The 17,332-nt window shown below is 75.1% G+C and carries 14 protein-coding genes; 8 read left to right on the forward strand and 6 right to left on the reverse strand.

Annotated elements, in window-relative coordinates; translation table 11 throughout:
- Positions 1–146: 146 nt before the first annotated feature.
- Positions 147–1,700 (reverse strand): PQQ-binding-like beta-propeller repeat protein, encoded by a 1,554-nt coding sequence (locus tag AB0F89_RS25435; RefSeq protein ID WP_367128099.1) that lies wholly within the window; start codon positions 1,698–1,700, stop codon positions 147–149.
- Between the two features lie 99 nt (positions 1,701–1,799).
- On the opposite strand from AB0F89_RS25435, the gene AB0F89_RS25440 reads away from it, so the two are divergent.
- A complete protein-coding gene (locus AB0F89_RS25440) occupies positions 1,800–3,026 on the forward strand; it encodes an FAD-binding protein (protein ID WP_367128100.1) in 1,227 nt (408 codons plus the stop codon).
- On the opposite strand, the gene AB0F89_RS25445 is transcribed toward AB0F89_RS25440, so the two are convergent.
- Positions 3,027–4,844 (reverse strand): cyclic nucleotide-binding domain-containing protein, encoded by a 1,818-nt coding sequence (locus tag AB0F89_RS25445; RefSeq protein WP_367128101.1) that lies wholly within the window; start codon positions 4,842–4,844, stop codon positions 3,027–3,029.
- An 800-nt stretch (positions 4,845–5,644) separates the two neighbouring features.
- Between AB0F89_RS25445 and AB0F89_RS25450 the strand changes: the two genes are divergently transcribed.
- From AB0F89_RS25450 to AB0F89_RS25480, 7 genes are all read left to right on the forward strand, one after another.
- Positions 5,645–6,076 (forward strand): SRPBCC domain-containing protein, encoded by a 432-nt coding sequence (locus tag AB0F89_RS25450; RefSeq protein WP_367128102.1) that lies wholly within the window; start codon positions 5,645–5,647, stop codon positions 6,074–6,076.
- Complete coding sequence (locus AB0F89_RS25455) at positions 6,066–6,428, forward strand: ArsR/SmtB family transcription factor (RefSeq protein WP_367128103.1); 363 nt, start codon at positions 6,066–6,068, stop codon at positions 6,426–6,428. The genes AB0F89_RS25450 and AB0F89_RS25455 overlap by 11 nt, the downstream gene beginning before the upstream one ends.
- Positions 6,429–6,767: 339 nt before the next feature.
- Positions 6,768–7,838: an acyl-CoA reductase gene (locus AB0F89_RS25460; protein ID WP_367128104.1), complete on the forward strand. Its 1,071-nt coding sequence runs from the start codon at positions 6,768–6,770 to the stop codon at positions 7,836–7,838.
- 11 nt (positions 7,839–7,849) lie between these two features.
- Positions 7,850–9,211: an acyl-CoA reductase gene (locus AB0F89_RS25465; RefSeq protein WP_367128105.1), complete on the forward strand. Its 1,362-nt coding sequence runs from the start codon at positions 7,850–7,852 to the stop codon at positions 9,209–9,211.
- 82 nt (positions 9,212–9,293) lie between these two features.
- Entirely contained in the window at positions 9,294–10,910 is a 1,617-nt protein-coding gene (locus AB0F89_RS25470) for a methyltransferase (RefSeq protein ID WP_367128106.1), read from the forward strand.
- A 141-nt stretch (positions 10,911–11,051) separates the two neighbouring features.
- Positions 11,052–12,227: a sugar efflux transporter gene (locus tag AB0F89_RS25475; RefSeq protein WP_367128107.1), complete on the forward strand. Its 1,176-nt coding sequence runs from the start codon at positions 11,052–11,054 to the stop codon at positions 12,225–12,227.
- Between the two features lie 147 nt (positions 12,228–12,374).
- Complete coding sequence (locus AB0F89_RS25480; protein ID WP_367128108.1) at positions 12,375–13,037, forward strand: hypothetical protein; 663 nt, start codon at positions 12,375–12,377, stop codon at positions 13,035–13,037.
- Here AB0F89_RS25480 and AB0F89_RS25485 read toward each other — a convergent pair.
- The 4 genes from AB0F89_RS25485 to AB0F89_RS25500 are packed head-to-tail and all read right to left on the reverse strand — an operon-like array spanning position 12,982 to position 17,304.
- A complete protein-coding gene (locus tag AB0F89_RS25485) occupies positions 12,982–13,809 on the reverse strand; it encodes an ECF transporter S component (protein ID WP_367128109.1) in 828 nt (275 codons plus the stop codon). The two genes, AB0F89_RS25480 and AB0F89_RS25485, sit on opposite strands and share 56 nt — an antisense overlap.
- Complete coding sequence (locus AB0F89_RS25490) at positions 13,806–15,407, reverse strand: ABC transporter ATP-binding protein (protein WP_367128110.1); 1,602 nt, start codon at positions 15,405–15,407, stop codon at positions 13,806–13,808. The genes AB0F89_RS25485 and AB0F89_RS25490 overlap by 4 nt, the downstream gene beginning before the upstream one ends.
- The gene (locus AB0F89_RS25495) at positions 15,404–16,465 is read right to left on the reverse strand and encodes a CbiQ family ECF transporter T component (protein ID WP_367128111.1); all 1,062 of its coding nucleotides are present in this window, start codon (positions 16,463–16,465) and stop codon (positions 15,404–15,406) included. The genes AB0F89_RS25490 and AB0F89_RS25495 overlap by 4 nt, the downstream gene beginning before the upstream one ends.
- The gene (locus AB0F89_RS25500) at positions 16,462–17,304 is read right to left on the reverse strand and encodes a hypothetical protein (RefSeq protein ID WP_367128112.1); all 843 of its coding nucleotides are present in this window, start codon (positions 17,302–17,304) and stop codon (positions 16,462–16,464) included. Before AB0F89_RS25500 ends, AB0F89_RS25495 begins: the two co-directional genes overlap by 4 nt.
- Positions 17,305–17,332 lie beyond the last annotated feature (28 nt).

Here is a 17,332-nt window from a genome sequence, read left to right on the forward strand (position 1 = left end):
CTGTCGCAGGGTCGGTGACCTGCCATAGGCTCGCTGTGGGCGGTGGTGGGTGGGGAGGTGTGGACATTCTTGGGGTGTTCTTCGGCATTTTTTCATTTGTTCCCCGGAATGCGGTGGCAAATTCCGGTTTCCGGGGGTGTGAAGCGTCAGCCGGTGAGGCCGACGACCGGGGCGGGTGTGCCGCCGGACGCGGTGCGGGCGAGCACGATGGCGCCGGGCGCGGCGATGAGGAGGACGTCGGCGGAGCGCGAGCCGGAGCCGTCGAGGCGGACCGGGGTGGAGGTGGGTGGTGAGCCGTCGAGGGGTTGGGTGACGACGGTGAGCTCGCGGCCGTTGTCGGCGCAGGCGCGCAGGTAGTGGGCGGTGGTGGTGAGGTCGGCGGTGCGCCCGGGGCAGGCTTCGGCGGAGAGCGGTGTGGTGGCGCCGGTGGTGGGGTGCAGCGCGTGGGTGGTGGTGGCGCGGTTGCCTTCCTGCTCTTCGAGCAGGGGTGTGGGGCCGGGGTCGGTGCGCACGGTCCACGGTCGGTCGGGGCGGGAGAGCACGCGGCCGGTCGCGGTGTCCAGCAGGCCGTCGGTCGGTGTGCGCGCGCCGATGGTCTGGACGTGGACGATGGCGCCGTCGGGGGTCGCGCGCAGTCGGACTTCCTGTTGTTCGTCCCTGGCCGGGCCGCGTGGTGTCTCGTGCCGCCAGCGTTGTTCGCCGGTGGCTTCGTCCAGTGCCGTGACGCTCAGGGTGTCGGGGCACTCCAGGGGCACGAGGACCGTCGTGCGGCCTCGTGCGACCTGGCCGAACCGCGACGTGCAGCCCGGCGGCGGGGTCCAGCGCCACCGGTGTCGGCCGTCGGCGAGGTCGTAGCCGGTGATGACGTCGTCGTCGCGCACGGCGAGGACCCGGCCTACGGGCAGGAGCTGGTCGGTCTGCACGAGCACCGACCGGACGACCAGTTCGAAGCGGGGTGATCCGGTGTCGGCGTCGAGGAGGACGGCGGCCTGCGCCCTGGTGTCTCGCAGCGAGCCGAAGGAGACCAGCACGGTGCGCCGGTCGACGGAGGCGGCCAGGCTGCCGACCACCGCTCCGGGGCGGGCGTAGCGCCACTCCTGCCGGCCGTCGAGGCCGTTGAGCGCGACGACGGAGCCGTCGCGGGTAGCGACCGCGACCCCGTGGCCGGCGGGCACGACGTCGACCACGTCGGTGTCCGGTTGCCAGGCCCACTGCCGGTGGCCGGGTCGTTCGGCGACCGGTTCGGGTGCGAAGTCGCGCGCGTCGCGCGTCTCGGACCGGGTCACCGCCGCGTCGGCGGCCGTGGGTGCGACGGCGGCGGCGGCGGCGATCACGACGACCAGCGCCAGGGCGCCTGCCGGTCGGACCTGCCGCGCTCCGGCGGCTTGCCGCGCCAGTCCGGTCGCGGCCACCGCGACCGCCGCCGACCCCACCGCGAGCACCGGCAGGTCGTCGCCGGTCAGCCCGGTCGTCAGGTCCAGTCCCAGGAGCCGCCCGACGACGCCGGCCAGTGCGACCGCCGCCACGGCGGCCACCACCCGTACCCACCTCGGCCCGGTCGCCGCCGCCAGGGCCGCGAGCACGACGCCCGCCGCCGCGGCGATCACCGTGACGTCCGCCTCCGGTCGCGGCGCGCCACCGGACAACCAGGGCGCGCACCCGGCGCACAACGCGCCCACCAAAGCCAGCCAGCGCAGCATTCCCGCACCTCCCCGCGTGGGACGGGATCGGCCGGTGATCCGTTCCACCCCGTGCGACGACGGGCCGGTCGGCGGGGGTGATGGGGCAGAATCGGGCCGGTGAGCACCAACTGGGCAGGCAACGTCACCTTCTCCGCCGCGCGGACCGCGCACCCGACGTCGGTCGACGAGGTGCGGCGGGTGGTCGAGGCGGCCGGGTCGGCGCGCGTGGTGGGCGCGGGTCACTCGTTCAGCGCGATCGCCGACACCGCCGGCACGTTGATCAGCCTGGACCGGCTGCCCGAGGTGTTCGAGGTCGGCGACGGGTGGGTCCGGGTGGGCGCCGGGACGCGGTTGGCGCGCCTGGCCGAGCGGCTGCACGCCGAGGGCCTGGCGCTGCCGGCCATGCCGTCGCTGCCGCACGTGACGATCATCGGCGCGTGCGCGACCGCCACCCACGGTTCGGGCAACGACGTGCCGTCGCTGGCGAGCCTGGTCCGCGCCCTGGACCTGGTCACCGCCGACGGCGGCCTGGTCACCCTGCGGCGCGGCGACGCCGGGTTCGACGGCGCGGTGGTGGCGTTCGGGTCGCTGGGTGTGGTCACCGCGCTGGAGCTGGACGTGGTGCCGACCTTCGACGTCGAGCAGCGCGTCTACCAGGACATGCCGTTCGACGTCCTGGTGGCGAACGTGGAGGAGGTCTTCGCCTCCGCTTACAGCGTGAGCGCCTTCACGACCTGGCAGGGCGTGGCGCAGGTGTTCGCCAAGCACCGCACCGCCGACGTCCGCCGCGACCTGGCCTGGACGGGGGCGAGGCCCGCGACGGGGCCGGTGCACCCGGTGCCCGGCCAGCTCGCGGTGAACTGCACGGCCCAGCTGGGCGTGCCCGGTCCGTGGCACGAGCGGCTGCCGCACTTCCGCGCCGACTTCACCCCCAGCGTCGGCCGTGAGCTGCAGTCGGAGTACTTCGTGGCGCGGGAGCACGCCGCCGACGCGTTGCGCGCCCTCGACGCCCTGTCCGCGGTCGTCACGCCCGTGCTGCTGACCTCCGAGGTGCGCACGGTCGCCGCGGACGAGCAGTGGCTCAGCCCGGTGCACGGTCGGCCGAGCGTCGCGCTCCACTTCACCTGGCAGCCCGACGACGCGGCGGTGCGGGCCGTGCTGCGCGAGGTCGAAGCGGCGTTGAGCCCCTGGGAGCCCCGCGCGCACTGGGGGAAGCTGTCCGAGGTGGCCGATCCCGGCGCGGGCTACGAGCACTGGGCCCGGTTCGCCGCGCTGCGCGGCGAGCTGGACCCGGCGGGCAAGTTCGGCAACCCGCTCGTCGACGGCTGGTTCGGGGGCCGTTGATCACAGCCGCGCGAACCGGCGCAGGCCCTCCAGGTCGGGCACGACCACGTCGCGCCGCAGGTGGCTGACGACCACCCCGGCCTTGCGCAGGTCGGCGAACGCCTTCTCGGCGGTGCGCGGCTTCATCCCGGCGATCGAGGCCAGCTCCACCTTGGTCAGCGGGATGCCGAGCACCCAGCCGCCGACCTCGTGCCTGCCGTGCGCGCCGACGAGTTCGGCCAGCACCCGCGCGACCCGTTCGGCGGCGGTGTGCGACAGGAAGTCGCGGCGGCGCCGGTTGGCCCACCGCAGCTGGTCGTCGATGACGCCGATCAGCTCGACGAACCCGTCGTTGCGGCGGTGCAGGAACCCGTGCAGCTCGGCGCTGGTGATCAGCTTCGCGGTGACGTCGCCGCAGGTCACGACGGTCGCCGAGCGCGGCTTGTGGTCCAGCGCGGCCAGTTCGCCGATGACGTCGCCCGCGACCCGGACGGTGAGCACCGCGGTGTCCCCGCCGGCGTCGTTGACCAGCACCTTCACCACGCCGTCGAGCAGCAGGAACAGGTGGGTGTCGGTGGCGTCCTGGACGATGATCTCCCGGTCGGCGGCGTAGCGGACCGTGGTGCCCAGCGACATCAGCTCGTGCCGGGTGCTCTCCCGCAGCCGGGCCAGCAGCGTGCCGGGCGGCCACTCCGGCGCCGTCGCGCCCTGCCGCGCGGTGGGCGGGTTCGGCTTGGTGGTGGACAGGGAGCGGCCGGCGTCGGCGAACGACGCGTAGCCGCGCTCGAACGACAGGTCCGGGCCGACGCCGGACAGCAGGGCCTCGCAGGCCCGCCGCTGCTCGTCCAGCGCGCGCACGGCCGGGTGGTCCGCGCCCAGGGCCGACACCGCCCGCATCGACGCGTCGCGCACCACGTCCAGCAGGCGCTGCGCCTGGGCGCGGGAGCCGTCCAGGTGCGCCAGCTCCAGCTCGGCCGACGCCAGGTTCGCCGTGGCGATCACCGCGTGCGGGTGGTCCAGGCCGAGCCGGGTCGCCGTGCGGTCGGCGGCCGAGCGCAGGCTGGGCAGCGCGAGCCGGGCCCGTTCGGCGGACCGGCGGACCCTGGCCAGCTCGAACTCCGCCGACGCCAGGTTGGCCTGCGCGACCAGCGCCCGCGGGTGGTGGGTGCCCAGCGAGTTCAGCGCCCGGTCGGTGGCGTCGCGCAGGTCGGTCAACGACTCGGCGACCTCCTCCGCGTCGCCGTGGTCGCGGGCGATCCGGAACCGGGCGCACATCAGGTTGAGCCGCGTGACGCAGGTCTGCGGGTGGTTCGAGCCGAGGACCGCCGCGTTGCGCTGTAACGCCAGTTCCAGCGCGCCCGTCTCGGTCGGTTTCGCCCGTTCCACGGCGACCGCCACCGAGCCGGCCGGGATCGAGCCGACGGGGACCGGGTCGGGCGCGGGCAGCGGGTCGAGGAAGTCGCCGACGACCTGGCGCAGCGGCGCGCCGCGGCCGAACGCCGTGCCCGGCGGGCGTCGCCGCGCCTGGCGCGGACCGGTCGTGCCCGGGTCCCGCCGGCCGCGGGCCAGCGACACCAGCGCCTGCTGGTCGTGCACCCGCGACGCCTCCGGGCCGGCCGGGTCGACCAGGGCCAGCATGGCGATCAGCAGCGCGTCCGCGGCGTCGGCCGAGCCGATCCGGGTCAGCCCGGCGGCGCAGCGCAGCAGGCGGTCCAGGTCGCGGCGGGCGCTCAGCGCGTCCAACGACCGCGCGAGGTCCACCGCGAGGCGTCGGGCCGCCTGCCGGTCCGGCGCGGACCGGGACAGTACTGCTTCGAGTTCGACCATTCGGCTGTTCATCCGGCACCCCAGGTGGTTGCTCGGCCTGCGACGGCGCTGTTCCCTCGTTCGGACGCCGCGTTCCGGCGTTCGGGCGCGAGGGCTCGTTCCGTCGGAGTGGAATCCTCGTCCATAGCGGCGATATCGGTTGCTCCGGGCATTCGTTAGCCCATCCCTGACATTGTTACGGCACGAATGGTCGGATGTCCGAACGTTGTCCGCACTATTGCGGACAGCAGAGCGGGTTTCCGGGCGGTCGCGCACCGCGCCGACCTGGGCGGACCCCGGTGACGCGGTGCGCAACCGCCACCTGGCCACCATGGCACAGTGATCGCACGCGCGTGGGGGTGTTGGGCGCGCTGGAGGTGACGGCGGACGACGCGGCGGTCGACGGAGGAGCCGGCCGACGCGCTGCGGTTCGACCGGCTCGTCCGTGAGGCCAGGACCGCCTCGGCCGCCGGCGACCCGACCACCGCGCGGCGGCAGTCCGGGTCGGAACGGGACTTCTCCGAGCGGCTGGCGGTGTTCCCGGCCGGCTTCGACCTCGACACCGCCCGGCGACCTCGGTGTCGACTCCAACGCAGACCGCTTGCCGCAGCCCAGTCCCGCCATTCGTGCTGCCCCGCCGCCCTGCCGCCTCGCCGTCCGCCGCGACACCTGGGCGCTGCCGCAACCCCTGTCGCAACCTCCTGCCGAAACCCGCTGCGGCAGCCCGCAGTCGTCCCGCAGTCTTGCCGCGCCCGCACGCCAAACCCATTGACGCAACCACCCGGTTGCCATAATGTCGCAACCAACCAGTTGCCACTCCTTGGAGGACACCCATGGCTTTCCCGGACCGGATCGAGCGCGTCATGGACATCACCCAGCCCCCGGGCGAGGTGTGGGCCGCGCTCACCACGGCCGAGGGCCTGGGCGGCTGGCTCGGCGACGACGCGACGATCGACCTGCGCCCCGGCGGCGTGGCGGAGGTCAGGTGGACCGGCGGACCCTCGGTCCGGCTGCGCGTGGAACGGGTCGAGGAACCGACCGTCTTCGCCTACACCTGGCACATCGCGGGTCTGCCCGAGGACGACCCGCGCCGCACCTACGTCGAGTTCACCCTCGAACCGGTCGGCACGGGCACCCGGCTGACCGTGTCCGAGACCGGCTTCGCCCAGCTCTCGCAGGACGACCACGACAACGCCTTCGGCAACAACGACGGGGACTGGACGAAGGAGCTGGGTGAACTGGTCGACTACCTCAATGCCGCCTGACATCGAGTCCGTCGCCGAACAGGTCTTCACCGCCCTGGCCGACCCGACCCGGCGCGCCATCCTGGCCTCGCTGGCCGCGGGCGGCCCGGCGACGGCCACCGACCTGGCCGATCGCCTGCCCATCACCCGGCAGGCGATCGCCAAGCACCTGGCACTGCTGGCCGAGATCGGCCTGGTGACCGCCGAGCCGGGGGAGCGGCGCCGGGTGCGGTACCGGCTGCGCTCCGCGCCCATGCGGGTGGCCCAGCAGTTCCTGGCCGTGCTCGCCCGCGACTGGGACGGCCCCCTGAGCGCGCTGAAGGAACACCTCGACCGCGAGAACGCCACCCGACCCGAACCGAGGACACCATGACCGGGCACCGGACCCTCCCGCTGTCGCAGACGTCGCAGAGGAACGCGGCCAGGTGGGGTCGGCGGTAGGCGCGCCTGGCCGGCGGCGCGAACCCGACCACGAACAACGCCGCCCGGCAGGGCACGCGCGGTCGTCCTGAGGAGGGCGTGTCATCGGGCGGGCAGACGCGTGTCAGCGGCGTGCCGGGCCGTTCACAGGCGTTCCGGTTCGTCCGCCGGCACCACCGGAGCGGACGATCGTTCCGCTTCCCGTAGCGGAACGCTCATGTTCGGTTCTACGCAGGCCCCGTCGCGGGTCATCCTGTGCCCTCGCCGCACATCACCGCAGGAGGACTTCGCGATGACCGTTGCCCACGACGACCCCCACGTCGCGCGGCTGTTCGACCACATGGCCCGGCTGGTCTGCGACGGTGACGGCGACCCGCTCGACGTCCACGAGCAGCTGGTGGAGCTGGCCACGGCCAACTCGCCGGACGTGGCCCGCTACTGGAAGCAGGTGGGGGTCGGTGTCGGCGTCCCGGACACCGCCTACAAGGACGGGGGCCCGCACCTGTTCCCCGACGCGCCGGTGGTCCGCGTGTTCCGCACCAGCGGAACGTCGGGCAGCGCGCGGGGTTCGGTCCGCTACTCCGAACGGGGGCTGGAGCTCAAGCGGCTGGCCGTCGAGGCGAGCGCGCGGCGGCACCTGCTGGACGACGACGGCGTCCGGCCCGTGGTGCTGCCGTTCGCGCCCTCCGAGCAGACCGCGCCGGAGATGGCGATCGCGTTCGACATGGCCCGGATCGCCGAGTCGTGCGGCGACCCGGCGCTCAGCACGGCCGTCGTCGGCCCGGACGGCGTCGACTTCGACCTTCTCACCGCCCGCCTGGACGCCGCCGTGGCCGAAGGGCTGCCGGTGGTCCTCGTCGGCGCGACCTTCGCGTTCGTCAACATCTGCGACGCGCTGCGGGAGCAGGGCCGGAGCTGGCGACTGCCGCCCGGCTCGCGGATGTACGACGGCGGCGGCTTCAAGGGCCGCTCGCGGGTCATGCGCGTGGACGAGCTGCGCGACGCCGTGCGCCGGGTCTTCGGCATCGAGCGGCACGGCAACATCTTCGGCATGACCGAGCTGGCCAACAACCTCTACGACGCGGGCGACACCCCCGTCGGCCCGCTCGGCGAACGACCCAAGGGCAGCCACCCGGCGGGCGGGCCCAAGGTCCGCGACCCGCGCACCCGCGAACACCTCGCCGAGGGTCGCGGCCTGCTGGAGGTCACCGACCTGTCCCTGCTGGACCGGCCGCACGTGCTGCTCACCGGGGACGTCGGCATCGCGGGCCCCGAGGGCGTCGCGATCGCGGGCCGCGTCGCGGGCAGCGCCAGCCGCGGCTGCTCGCTGACCCTGGACGCGATGACCGGGGGCGCCGCGTGAGCGTGTCGTGGATGCCGCGGTGGCTGACCGCCGACGGCGAACCGTTCACCCTGCGATCGGGCCCGCACGAGTGGCGCGGCGTCCGACCCGCCGACTGGGCCGCCGTCGGCGCCGGTCTGCGCGCCGCGCACGACGAGCTGCGCCGACTGCCCGTGCGGCGGATCGTGGCCGCCGTCGACGCCGCGGCCGACCTGTGGGCCAAGCGCGACTTCACCGCCCGCCGGGCGACCGTCCGCGACGCCGCGCTGGTCACCGGCATGTCGGAGGAGACCATCGACCGCGCCCTGGACGCCGAGCTGGGCAACCTGCGCGCCGAGTCGCTGCTGGCCGCGCTGACCAGGGAACTGGGCGATCCGGAAGTGCTCGACGACTTCCGCGGCGGCACCACGGCGATCGGACCGCGCACCGCGCTGGCCGTGTTCGCCGGCAACGTGCCCGGCCTGCCCGCCCGCTCGCTGGTGCGGGCGCTGCTGGTCAAGGCCACCGTGATCGCCAAGATCCCGGCCAGGGAACCGCACTTCACCGCCGCGTTCCTGCGCACCCTGCACGACGTGGAACCGGTGCTGGCCGACGCCGTGGTCGCCACCTACTGGGACCGCGACGACGAAGCCGTGCTGGACGCCGCGCTGGAGCAGTCCGACGCGGTCATCGCCTACGGCGGGGACGAGGCGTGCGCGGCGATCCGCGCCAAGGCCGGACCGGACCGGCTCTACGAGGAGCACGCGCACAAGCTGTCGTTCGGCATCGTCAGCGCCGAGTACGCGACCGCGCACGGCCCGGCCGAGGTGGCCCGCCGGATCGCCGCCGACTGCAGCGACTTCGACCAGCAGGCGTGCCTGTCGCCGCAGGTGTACCTGGTGCAGCGGAACCACGCCCGGGAGATCGCCGAGCACCTGGCCGCGGCGATGCGCCGCGAGGCGCGGGACAGTCCACCCGGGACGATGGACGACGCGGGCGCCACCGTGCTGCAGCACCGCAGGCTCGTCGCCGAGTGGCGGGCCGCCACCTCGGACACCGGCGAGGTGTGGGCGCCCGACGGTCTGGAGTGGACGGTCGTGCTGGACGACGCCCTGATGCCGCTCAGCGGCGCGGGGAACCGGGTCGCGCGGATCGTCTCGGTGCCCGACCTGGCCACCGCGGTCGACCAGGTGCGGCCGTTCGCCCGGCACTTCCAGAACGTCGGCCTCGGCGCGGTCGGCGAGGAGTTCCGCCGCACCGCGCGCGAACTCGCCCTCCTCGGCGCCAGCCGGGTCACCGCCCCCGGCTCGATGGCCAAGCCGTCCATGGTGTGGCGGCACGACGGGCAACCGCGCATCGCCGGTCTCGTGCGCTGGTGCGACATCGAGCTTCACCCCGAGGCGGAGACCGCCTAGCGTCTGCGCTTCGGGGGGCACGAGTCCACCGTGCCCTGCCCGGTCCGGGCAGGGCACGGCCACCCTCTCGGAAGGACCTGCAATGCCCGTGACCGTTGCCGGCGCGCCCGGCGCCTTGGGCGACGCGGATTTACGCCGGTTGGCGCAAGCCGTGTCCTTCGTCCGGAACAGCACCACGGAGGACGCGCTGGCGTCCGTGTTGGGCGGTGAACCACCGGCGTGCGTCCTGCGCCACCTCGACTTCACGCACGCCGCGGTGCTGGTCGCCGTGCGGCGGACCGAGGACGTGCTGGGCGCGCTGGCCGAGCTGGGCGTCGAGGCGCGCGACCCGGTCGCGGGCGTGGTGGTGCGGGACCGGCTGCGCGACCGGACCGGGCAGGACTTCGACGTGCGGGTCGTGCCCGGCGCCGTCGCCGACGGCCCCCGCGAGCTGCGGCTGTTCGCCGTGCCCGGCGGAGCGGCGCTGTCCGAGGCCGACCGCGAGGCCGAGTCGCACCTGGCGTTCCACGTCACCGAGGACGACGACGTGGTGCTGCGCGGCGTGCACGCGACGCTGCTCGACTCCGGCCTCACCGCCGACGGCGGCGGCTACGACGAGCACGAGAACGCCACCGCCCTGCGCTTCCGCGGCGGCGCCGGCCGGCTGGAGCTGACGCTGCCCGGCCACCACCCCGCCGTGCTGGAGCACCACAGGGGCCGGCCGGACCAGTCCAGACGCACGATGTTCGACCTGATGACCGGCGCGTGGCGCACCCGCTCGGTGGCCCTGGCGGCCGAACTCGGCCTGGCCGACCTGCTCGCCACCGGACCCCTCGACACCGCGGCGCTGGCCGAGCGCACCGGCTCCCGGGAGGACAAGCTCCGCCGCGTGCTGGCCTACCTCGCCGCGCTCGGCGTGTTCCGCCGCGACGGCGAGCAGTGGTCGCTGACCGAGGTCGGCGCCATGCTGCGCGACGACGCCGCCGGATCGCTGCGCGACCTCGCGCGCATCTACGGCGGCCTGTTCTACCGGTCGTTCAGCGGGCTGGAGCACGCCGTGCGCACCGGCGAGAGCGGGTTCGGCCACGTCTACGGCGCGCAGCCGTTCGAGCACTTCGCCGCCCACCCCGCCGACGCCAGGCTGTTCGAGGGGGCGATGGCGGCCGGCACCGCGTTCCTGGAACTCGTGCCCGCCCTGCTGGACCTGCCCGACCGCGGCACCGTGGTCGACGTCGGCGGCGGCGACGGGCGGCTGCTCGACCTCGTCCTGGCCGCCGGACCGGACCTGCGCGGCGTGCTGTTCGACCGGCCGCACGTGACCGGCGCGGCCGCCGGGGTCCTCGCCGGCCACGGCGAGCGGGCCGTCGTCGTCGCGGGCGACTTCTTCCACGACCCGGTGCCCCCGGGCGGCGACCTCTACCTGCTCTCGCGCATCCTGCACGACTGGGACGACGAGCGCTGCTCGACCATCCTGCGCAACGTGCGCGCCGCGATGGCCGAGGGCGCGACGCTGGCCATCGTCGAGCGACCCGTCCGCGACGACCCCCGCACCCTGCTGCCGCTGGCGTTCAACGTCCACATGATGGTCAACACCGTGCAGGGCGGCGAGCGGACCACCGACGAGCACCGGGAGCTGCTGGCCGCCAACGGGTTCGCGCTGGAGGACATCCGCGAACTGCCGCTGGACATGGCCGTGCTGATTGCCCGCGCCACGGCGTGACCGGCGCGGTGACCGGTGTGGTGACCGGTGTGGTGACCGCCTTCCGGACCACCGCGCCGACCACTGTGTGAGCGCTCTCACCAGTCCGGATGCTGGAAATCGGCTTCCTCGCCGCCCACCCGGACGGCGAGGATCGCCGGTGTGCCCGTCCTGAGCGAAACCCCTGCCCCCGCCCGGTCCCGACCGTTCGTCCCGCTGGTGTCGGTGAGCCTGCTGACGGGCGTCGGGTACGCGCTGGCGGGCCCGTTCATGTCGCTGTTCCTGATCAAGGAGGTCCAGGCCGGCCCGGTCGCGGTCGGGGCGTTCCTGCTGGTCGCCGCCCTGGCCGCGATGCTGGTGAGCACCCTGGTCGGGCGGTTGTCCGACTCGCGGGCGATCCGCCGCACGCTGCTGGCGGTGGCCGGGGTGTCCGGCGCGCTGGCCTGGGCGCTGTTCGGCGTCGTGCGCGACTACTGGCTGTTGCTGCTGGTGGCGGTCACGCTGTGGGCGCTGTCGTCCTCGCAGATGCCGCAGATGTTCGCCTACGCCCGGCAGCTGCTGGAGCGCAGCGGCTCGGCCAAGGCGCCGCTGGCGATGAGCGCCCTGCGGATGACGATGTCGATCGCGTGGGTCGGCGGGCCGCCGCTGGGCGCGCTGCTGATCGTCGGCGGCGGGTTCACCGGCCTGTTCGGCGCCAGTGCCGCGGTGTACGTGCTGGCCGTCGTGGTGACCCTGGTGTGGCTGCCCGAGCTGGGGCCGTCCGCGCCGCCGTCGGACGAGGTGCGGCGGCAGTCGGGGCTGCGGCGGGAGGTCGTGCTCGCGGCGCTGGCGTTCGTGCTGCTCCAGGGGGCGACGTCGGTCGGCGTCGCGGCGATGCCGCTGTTCATCACCGAGAACCTGGGCGGCACGACCGGCGACGCGGGCCTGGTGCTGGGGCTGTGCGCGGCCCTGGAGATCCCGCTGATGCTCGGCTTCGGCGCGTTGGCGATCCGGTTCAACCACCGGGTGCTGGTGCTCGCGGGCGGCGCGGTCGCGCTGGCGTACTACTCGATCATGCTCCTGACCGACGCCACCTGGCAGGTGATGGCGGCGCAGGTGCTGCACGCCGTGGTCATCTCCGCGGTCATGGGCGTGGGCATCTCCTACTTCCAGGACCTCGCGCCCGACCGGCCCGGCTACGCCAGCACGCTCTACACCAACACGGCCAAGACCAGCGCGATGCTGTCCGGGCCGCTGCTGGGCGTGGCGCAGCACTTCGGCTTCCGCACCGCCTACGGCATGGGCCTGGTCATGTCCGTCCTGGGCCTGGCGCTGCTGCTGGCCGCCCGTCGCCGATGACACCCGAGGTGGACCACGAGGCGTAGCGGGTTACGCACGGTCAGTGAACCGACCGTTTGGTTTGCGCTCTTCGAGCGGTTCTCCGCGAAATTCGGGTCTCGAAACCCACGGCGTTGCTAAACCTTCCCACAGGGGGAGGAGGTCACGGTGCCAAGGGGTTTCTACACCGACGAGCGAGGCCGCGTGCGGCCGGTCGCCGGTCGGGGCGGGCGCAGCAGGACGGTGCTGCTGGCCGGGCTCCTCGCGCTCAGCGCGGTCGGGTACGGGGGAGCGGTGGGCCTCAGCGCCGGCGGTTCCGGCGCCGGCGGTCCGGGCGGCGGCGTCGAGACGCGCAAGGCCGAGGGGAGCGACCTGGCCCGGCGCGGCGACGCCGAGGGCGCGTGGCGGCGGATGGGGTTGCACGGCATCGAGCGGACCGACCGGCAGCGGGACGAGTGCGTGGCCGCGTCGTTCGGCGAGGTGCGCGAGTTCCTGCGGCGGGCCGGGTGCGAGGTCGTGGAACGGGTGCTGTTCACCGTCGGCGACGACGTCGGCAACTCGGCGGTCGTCTCGGTGGCCTGGGTCGACTTCGCGTCGGGCGGTGACGCGCGGGCGTTCCAGGAGCTGGTGGACGCCTCCGGCACCGGCGACGTGGAACCGCTCGGCCTGGCCGAGGTCGGGCTGGCCGACGTCCCGTTCACCGGCGCGAACTACGGCTCCGAGCGGGACCGGTCCACGGTCGCCGTCGCCGAGGCCGAGGTCGCCACCGGCTACCTCACGCCGGAGGTGCTGGACGCGCTGGCGGAGGTGGCGGCCCAGTTGCCGCGCTAGCGCCGAACGACGCCTTGCGGGCGGCGCGCCGCAGCGTGCGCAGCAGCACCGGACCGGTCGCCAGCACCAGGACCGCCGTGGTGATCGCCCGGCCGACGTCCCAGCCCAGCGACGTGGCCAGGCTGAACGCCACCACGCGCGCCAGGTTGTCCAGGACCGGCGCGCCCGGTTGGTAGGACAGCGACGTGCTGGCCGCGCTCAACGCGAACGGCCAGAACGCCAGGTTCAGCAGCAGCCCGTAGACCAGGGACGCGACCGCGCTGTACGCGGCGAGCAACGCCGGCTCCGCCCTGCCGCGCAACGGCGGCAGCAGCCCCGCGCCCAACGCCACCCACGCCGCACCCAGCATCTGGTACGGCAGCCACGGCCCGACGCCGCCGGTGAGCAGGGCGGACGCGAGCAGCATCGTGTTGCCGAGCACGAACCCGAACCCGGGGCCGAACACCCGGCCGCCCAGCACGAGCAGGAAGAACACCGTCTCGACGCCCGCCGTGCCCGCGCCGAGCGGCCGGATCGCCGCGCCGAGGGCGGACAGCACGCCCAGCATCGCCACGGCCTTCGCGTCCAGCCCGCCCTCGCTGATCTCGGCCAGCACCACGGCCAGCACGAGCGGCAGGAGCAGCGCGAACGTCCACGGCCCGGCGCCGCCGCGGGCGATGCCGGCGTCCGCCGACACCAGCAGCGGCCAGCCGAACGCGACCACGCTGATCGCCGCCGCCACAGCCAGTGCGAGCGTGGCGCGGGGGCGGATGCGGACGGGGGAGCCGGTCACCGGACCGCCAGGGCCGCGCGCACGTCCGCCACCGTCAACCAGGCCCGCGGCGCGAGAACCTTGGCCACCTGGGGCGAGAACACCGGCGACGCGGTGACCACCTCGGCGGTCGGCCCGTCGGCCACCACCTCGCCCTCCGCCAGCACCACGACCCGGTCGGCGTACTCCGCGACGAACTCCACGTCGTGCGTGGCCAGCACGACCGCGTGGCCGCCGTCGGCGAGCTCGCGCAACGCCGCTGCCAGCCGGGTCTTCGCCGGGTAGTCCAGACCGCGGGTCGGCTCGTCCAGCAGCACCACCCGCGGCGACGGGGTGAGCGCGACGGCCAGCACCAGCGCCAGCCGCTGCCCCTCCGACAGGTCGCGCGGGTGCCGGTCGTCCGGGATGCCGGGCGCCAGCCGGTCCAGCAGCTCGCGGCAGGTGCCCGCGGGCTTGTCCGACTCGCGGTCGGCCTGCGCGCACTCGCCGCCGACGGTGTGCAGGTACAGCAGGTCGCCGGGCTGCTGCGGCACCAGGCCGACCACCCCGCGCCGCGGCCCCGGCTTGAGCGCCGCCGGGTCCACGCCGTCCACCGCGACCTCGCCACCGGCCCGCTTCCCGGTGCCCTGCACCGCCCACAGCAGGCTCGACTTGCCCGACCCGTTGCGCCCCATCAGGGCCACCCGCTCGCCTTCGCCGACGCCCAACGACACGCCGCGCAACGCCTCCACCGCGGAGTAGCGCACCCGGAGCCCTTCGACCCGCACCAACTCCGCCCGCCGCTGCGCGACCACCACCGGCGGCTCGGCGAGGCGTTCGCGCAACGGCCCGGCCAGCCGCCGGGCGTCCCGGATGGACACCGGCGCCGGCTCCCACCCGGCCAGCTGCCCCAGCCGCACCACGGGCGGCGCGACCGGCGCGTCCGCCAGCACCGCGCCCGGCTCGCCCACCACCGGCGGCCGGCCGCCGCCGGGCAGCCACACCACGCGGTCGGCGTACTGCGCGACCCGCTCCAGCCGGTGCTCGGCGATCAGCACGGTCATGCCCAGGTCGTGCACCAGCCGGTGCAGCGCGGCCAGCACGTCCTCCGCCGCGCCGGGGTCCAGCGCGGAGGTCGGCTCGTCCAGCACCAGCACCCGCGGGTGGGCGGTCAGGGCCGCGCCGACCGCCACCCGCTGCTGCTGCCCGCCGGACAGCGTCGCCAGCGGCCTGCGCCGCAGGTCGGCCAGCCCCAGCAGGTCCAGCGTCTCCTCGACCCGCTTGCGCATCACCGGGTTCGGCAGCGCCAGCGACTCCATCGAGTACGCCAGCTCCTCCTCGACCGAATCGGTGACGAACCCCGCCTGCGGGTCCTGCCCCACCACGCCGACCACGTCGGCCAGCTCGCGCGGCGGGTGGTCGCGGGTGTCGCGGCCGGCCACCAGCACCCGGCCGGTGAGCACGCCGCCGGTGAAGTGCGGCACCAGGCCGTTCACCGCGCGCAGCAGCGTCGACTTGCCCGACCCGGTGCGCCCCACCACCAGGCACAGCTCGCCCTCCGGCACGTGCAGGTCCACGCCGGCCAGCGCGGGCGCGCCGGCGTCGCGGTAGGTGACCGAGACGTCCTCGAACCGGATCACGCGTCCACCCCGTTCCTGGCGATCACGACGGGCGCCACCGCGCACAGCACGCCGAGCGCGGGCAGCAGCGGCAGTTCGGGCACCGTCAGCGGCACGGTGCCCGGTGTCAGCGCGGCGCCGCCCAACGCCGTCGGCGCGAGGTAGGTCGCCAGTGCCGCGACCAGCCCCGACGCGACGACCAGCAGCTCGCGCGGACCCCACCGGTCCGGCCGGTAACGGCTGCGCCGCACCCGCCGCGACCCGGTCCACAGCCCCGCGACCGCCAGCACCGAGCCCGCCGCCAGCATCGGCACGCCCACCAGGCCCGGCGCGCTGCCGTCGAGCAGCCCGTACGCGCCGACGCACAGCCCGGACAGCCCGCCGAGCACCAGCGCGCCGGTCACCACCCTGGCCCGCTTCGGCAGCCCCGCGGTCCGGCCGTACCCGCGCGAGTCCATCGCCGCCGCCAGCGCCAGGGACCGCTCGAACGCGTCCTCCAGCACCGGCACGAGCAGCACCCGCACCGCCTTCACCCCGCGCACCACGTCACCGCGCAACGCCCTCGCCCGGCGCACCGCCCGCGCGCCCGCCACCAGCTGCGGCGCGACCGTCAACGCCACCACCACCGCCACGCTCACCTCGTACAGCGCGGCCGGCAACGACCGCAGCAGCCGCTTGGCGTTGGCCAGCGCGTTCGCCGCGCCGACGCAGCACAGCAACGTCGCCAGCTGCAGCCCCTGGTACACCGCGAAGGCGAGCCCTTCGGCGCTGACCGGGCCGCCGAGCCGGACACCCCTGGCCCAGTCCGGCAGCGGGATTTCGGGCAGGGTCACCAGCACCGTCGGCCCGCCGATGCCGCCCAGCAGCACGTGCAGCACCACCCGGATCGCGAGCACCACCAGGGCGAACTTGAGGAACACCCCGTACGCGCCGGCCCACGGGGTGTCCTCGCGGCACGACACGGCCACGTACCCGGCGACCGCGATCACCATCGTGAGCAGCACCGGGTTGGTGGTGCGGCTGGCGACGGCGGCCAAGCACAGCGCCCACAGCCACCACGCGCCGGGGTGCAGGCTCACCCGGCCGCCTTGGCCCGCCGACGCGCGGTCCACACGCCCAGACCGGCCAGCGCGGCGATCACCACGACGCCGACGACCAGCCCGACCGCGCCGCCGGACGACGTGCCCGCCGTCGGCTGCACGGCGACCGACGTGGCACTCGTCGGCGCGGGGGAGCCCGACGTCGTCGCCGCGGAGGACGTCGACGGAGGCGGTGTCGTCGTCTCGGTGGTCGTCGTCGGCACGGGCTCCGACTGGGTGGTGGACTCCGTCGGCTGCGCGGGCCGGGTCGGTTGACCCGGCTGCGGCGCGGGCGGCGCGGGTTGACCCGGCTGGCCCGGCTGGCCCGGTTGGACCGGTTGCGCGGGTCGGCCCGGGTCGGGCGCGGGTGGTTGCGGCGCGGGCCGGGTCGGCTGCGGCGCCGGGGGCGCGATGCCGGGCTGCCCGCCGCCGCCGAACGCCCAACCGTCCACAGTGCCCGGCGCCGGGTCGTGCGCGGCGGCGCTGGTGTCGCTGTAGACCCACGACCCGCCGGGCCGGGCGTGCCAGTAGCCCCAGTAGGCCGTGGGCGGCGACGTGGTGACGCACGGGTCGCTGCCCGGCAGGCCGTTGATCCGGCAGACGAACCCCGGCTGCCGCGCGGCGAACGTGTAGCCGAACCCGGCGGCGGTCAGCGCGGCCGTCCCGCTGGCCGGGTCACCGGGCGCGCAGCCCGTCCGCACGCCGCCGCCCAACGGGCCGAAGTCCACCACCACGGTGACGCCCGCGCAGTCCGCGGCCTGGGCGCTCGGCGGGACGCCGATCAGCGCGAGCCCGACGACGGCCGCCGTCGCCAGGACCGCCCGCCACCGGCCCGTCACGGCGCGGTGCGGTCGAGGGGGCCGGCCG

This window comes from Saccharothrix sp. HUAS TT1, from assembly GCF_040744945.1.
Lineage (GTDB): Bacteria > Actinomycetota > Actinomycetes > Mycobacteriales > Pseudonocardiaceae > Actinosynnema.

Excerpts from the sequence above, each read along its gene's own strand:
- AB0F89_RS25460 (WP_367128104.1), top strand. The coding sequence starts at position 6,768 with ATGACCGTTGCCCACGACGACCCCCACGTCGCGCGGCTGTTCGACCAC.
- AB0F89_RS25445 (WP_367128101.1), bottom strand. The coding sequence starts at position 4,844 with ATGAACAGCCGAATGGTCGAACTCGAAGCAGTACTGTCCCGGTCCGCG.
- AB0F89_RS25465 (WP_367128105.1), top strand. The coding sequence starts at position 7,850 with ATGCCGCGGTGGCTGACCGCCGACGGCGAACCGTTCACCCTGCGATCG.
- AB0F89_RS25450 (WP_367128102.1), top strand. The coding sequence starts at position 5,645 with ATGGCTTTCCCGGACCGGATCGAGCGCGTCATGGACATCACCCAGCCC.
- AB0F89_RS25435 (WP_367128099.1), bottom strand. The coding sequence starts at position 1,700 with ATGCTGCGCTGGCTGGCTTTGGTGGGCGCGTTGTGCGCCGGGTGCGCG.
- AB0F89_RS25470 (WP_367128106.1), top strand. The coding sequence starts at position 9,294 with ATGCCCGTGACCGTTGCCGGCGCGCCCGGCGCCTTGGGCGACGCGGAT.
- AB0F89_RS25455 (WP_367128103.1), top strand. The coding sequence starts at position 6,066 with ATGCCGCCTGACATCGAGTCCGTCGCCGAACAGGTCTTCACCGCCCTG.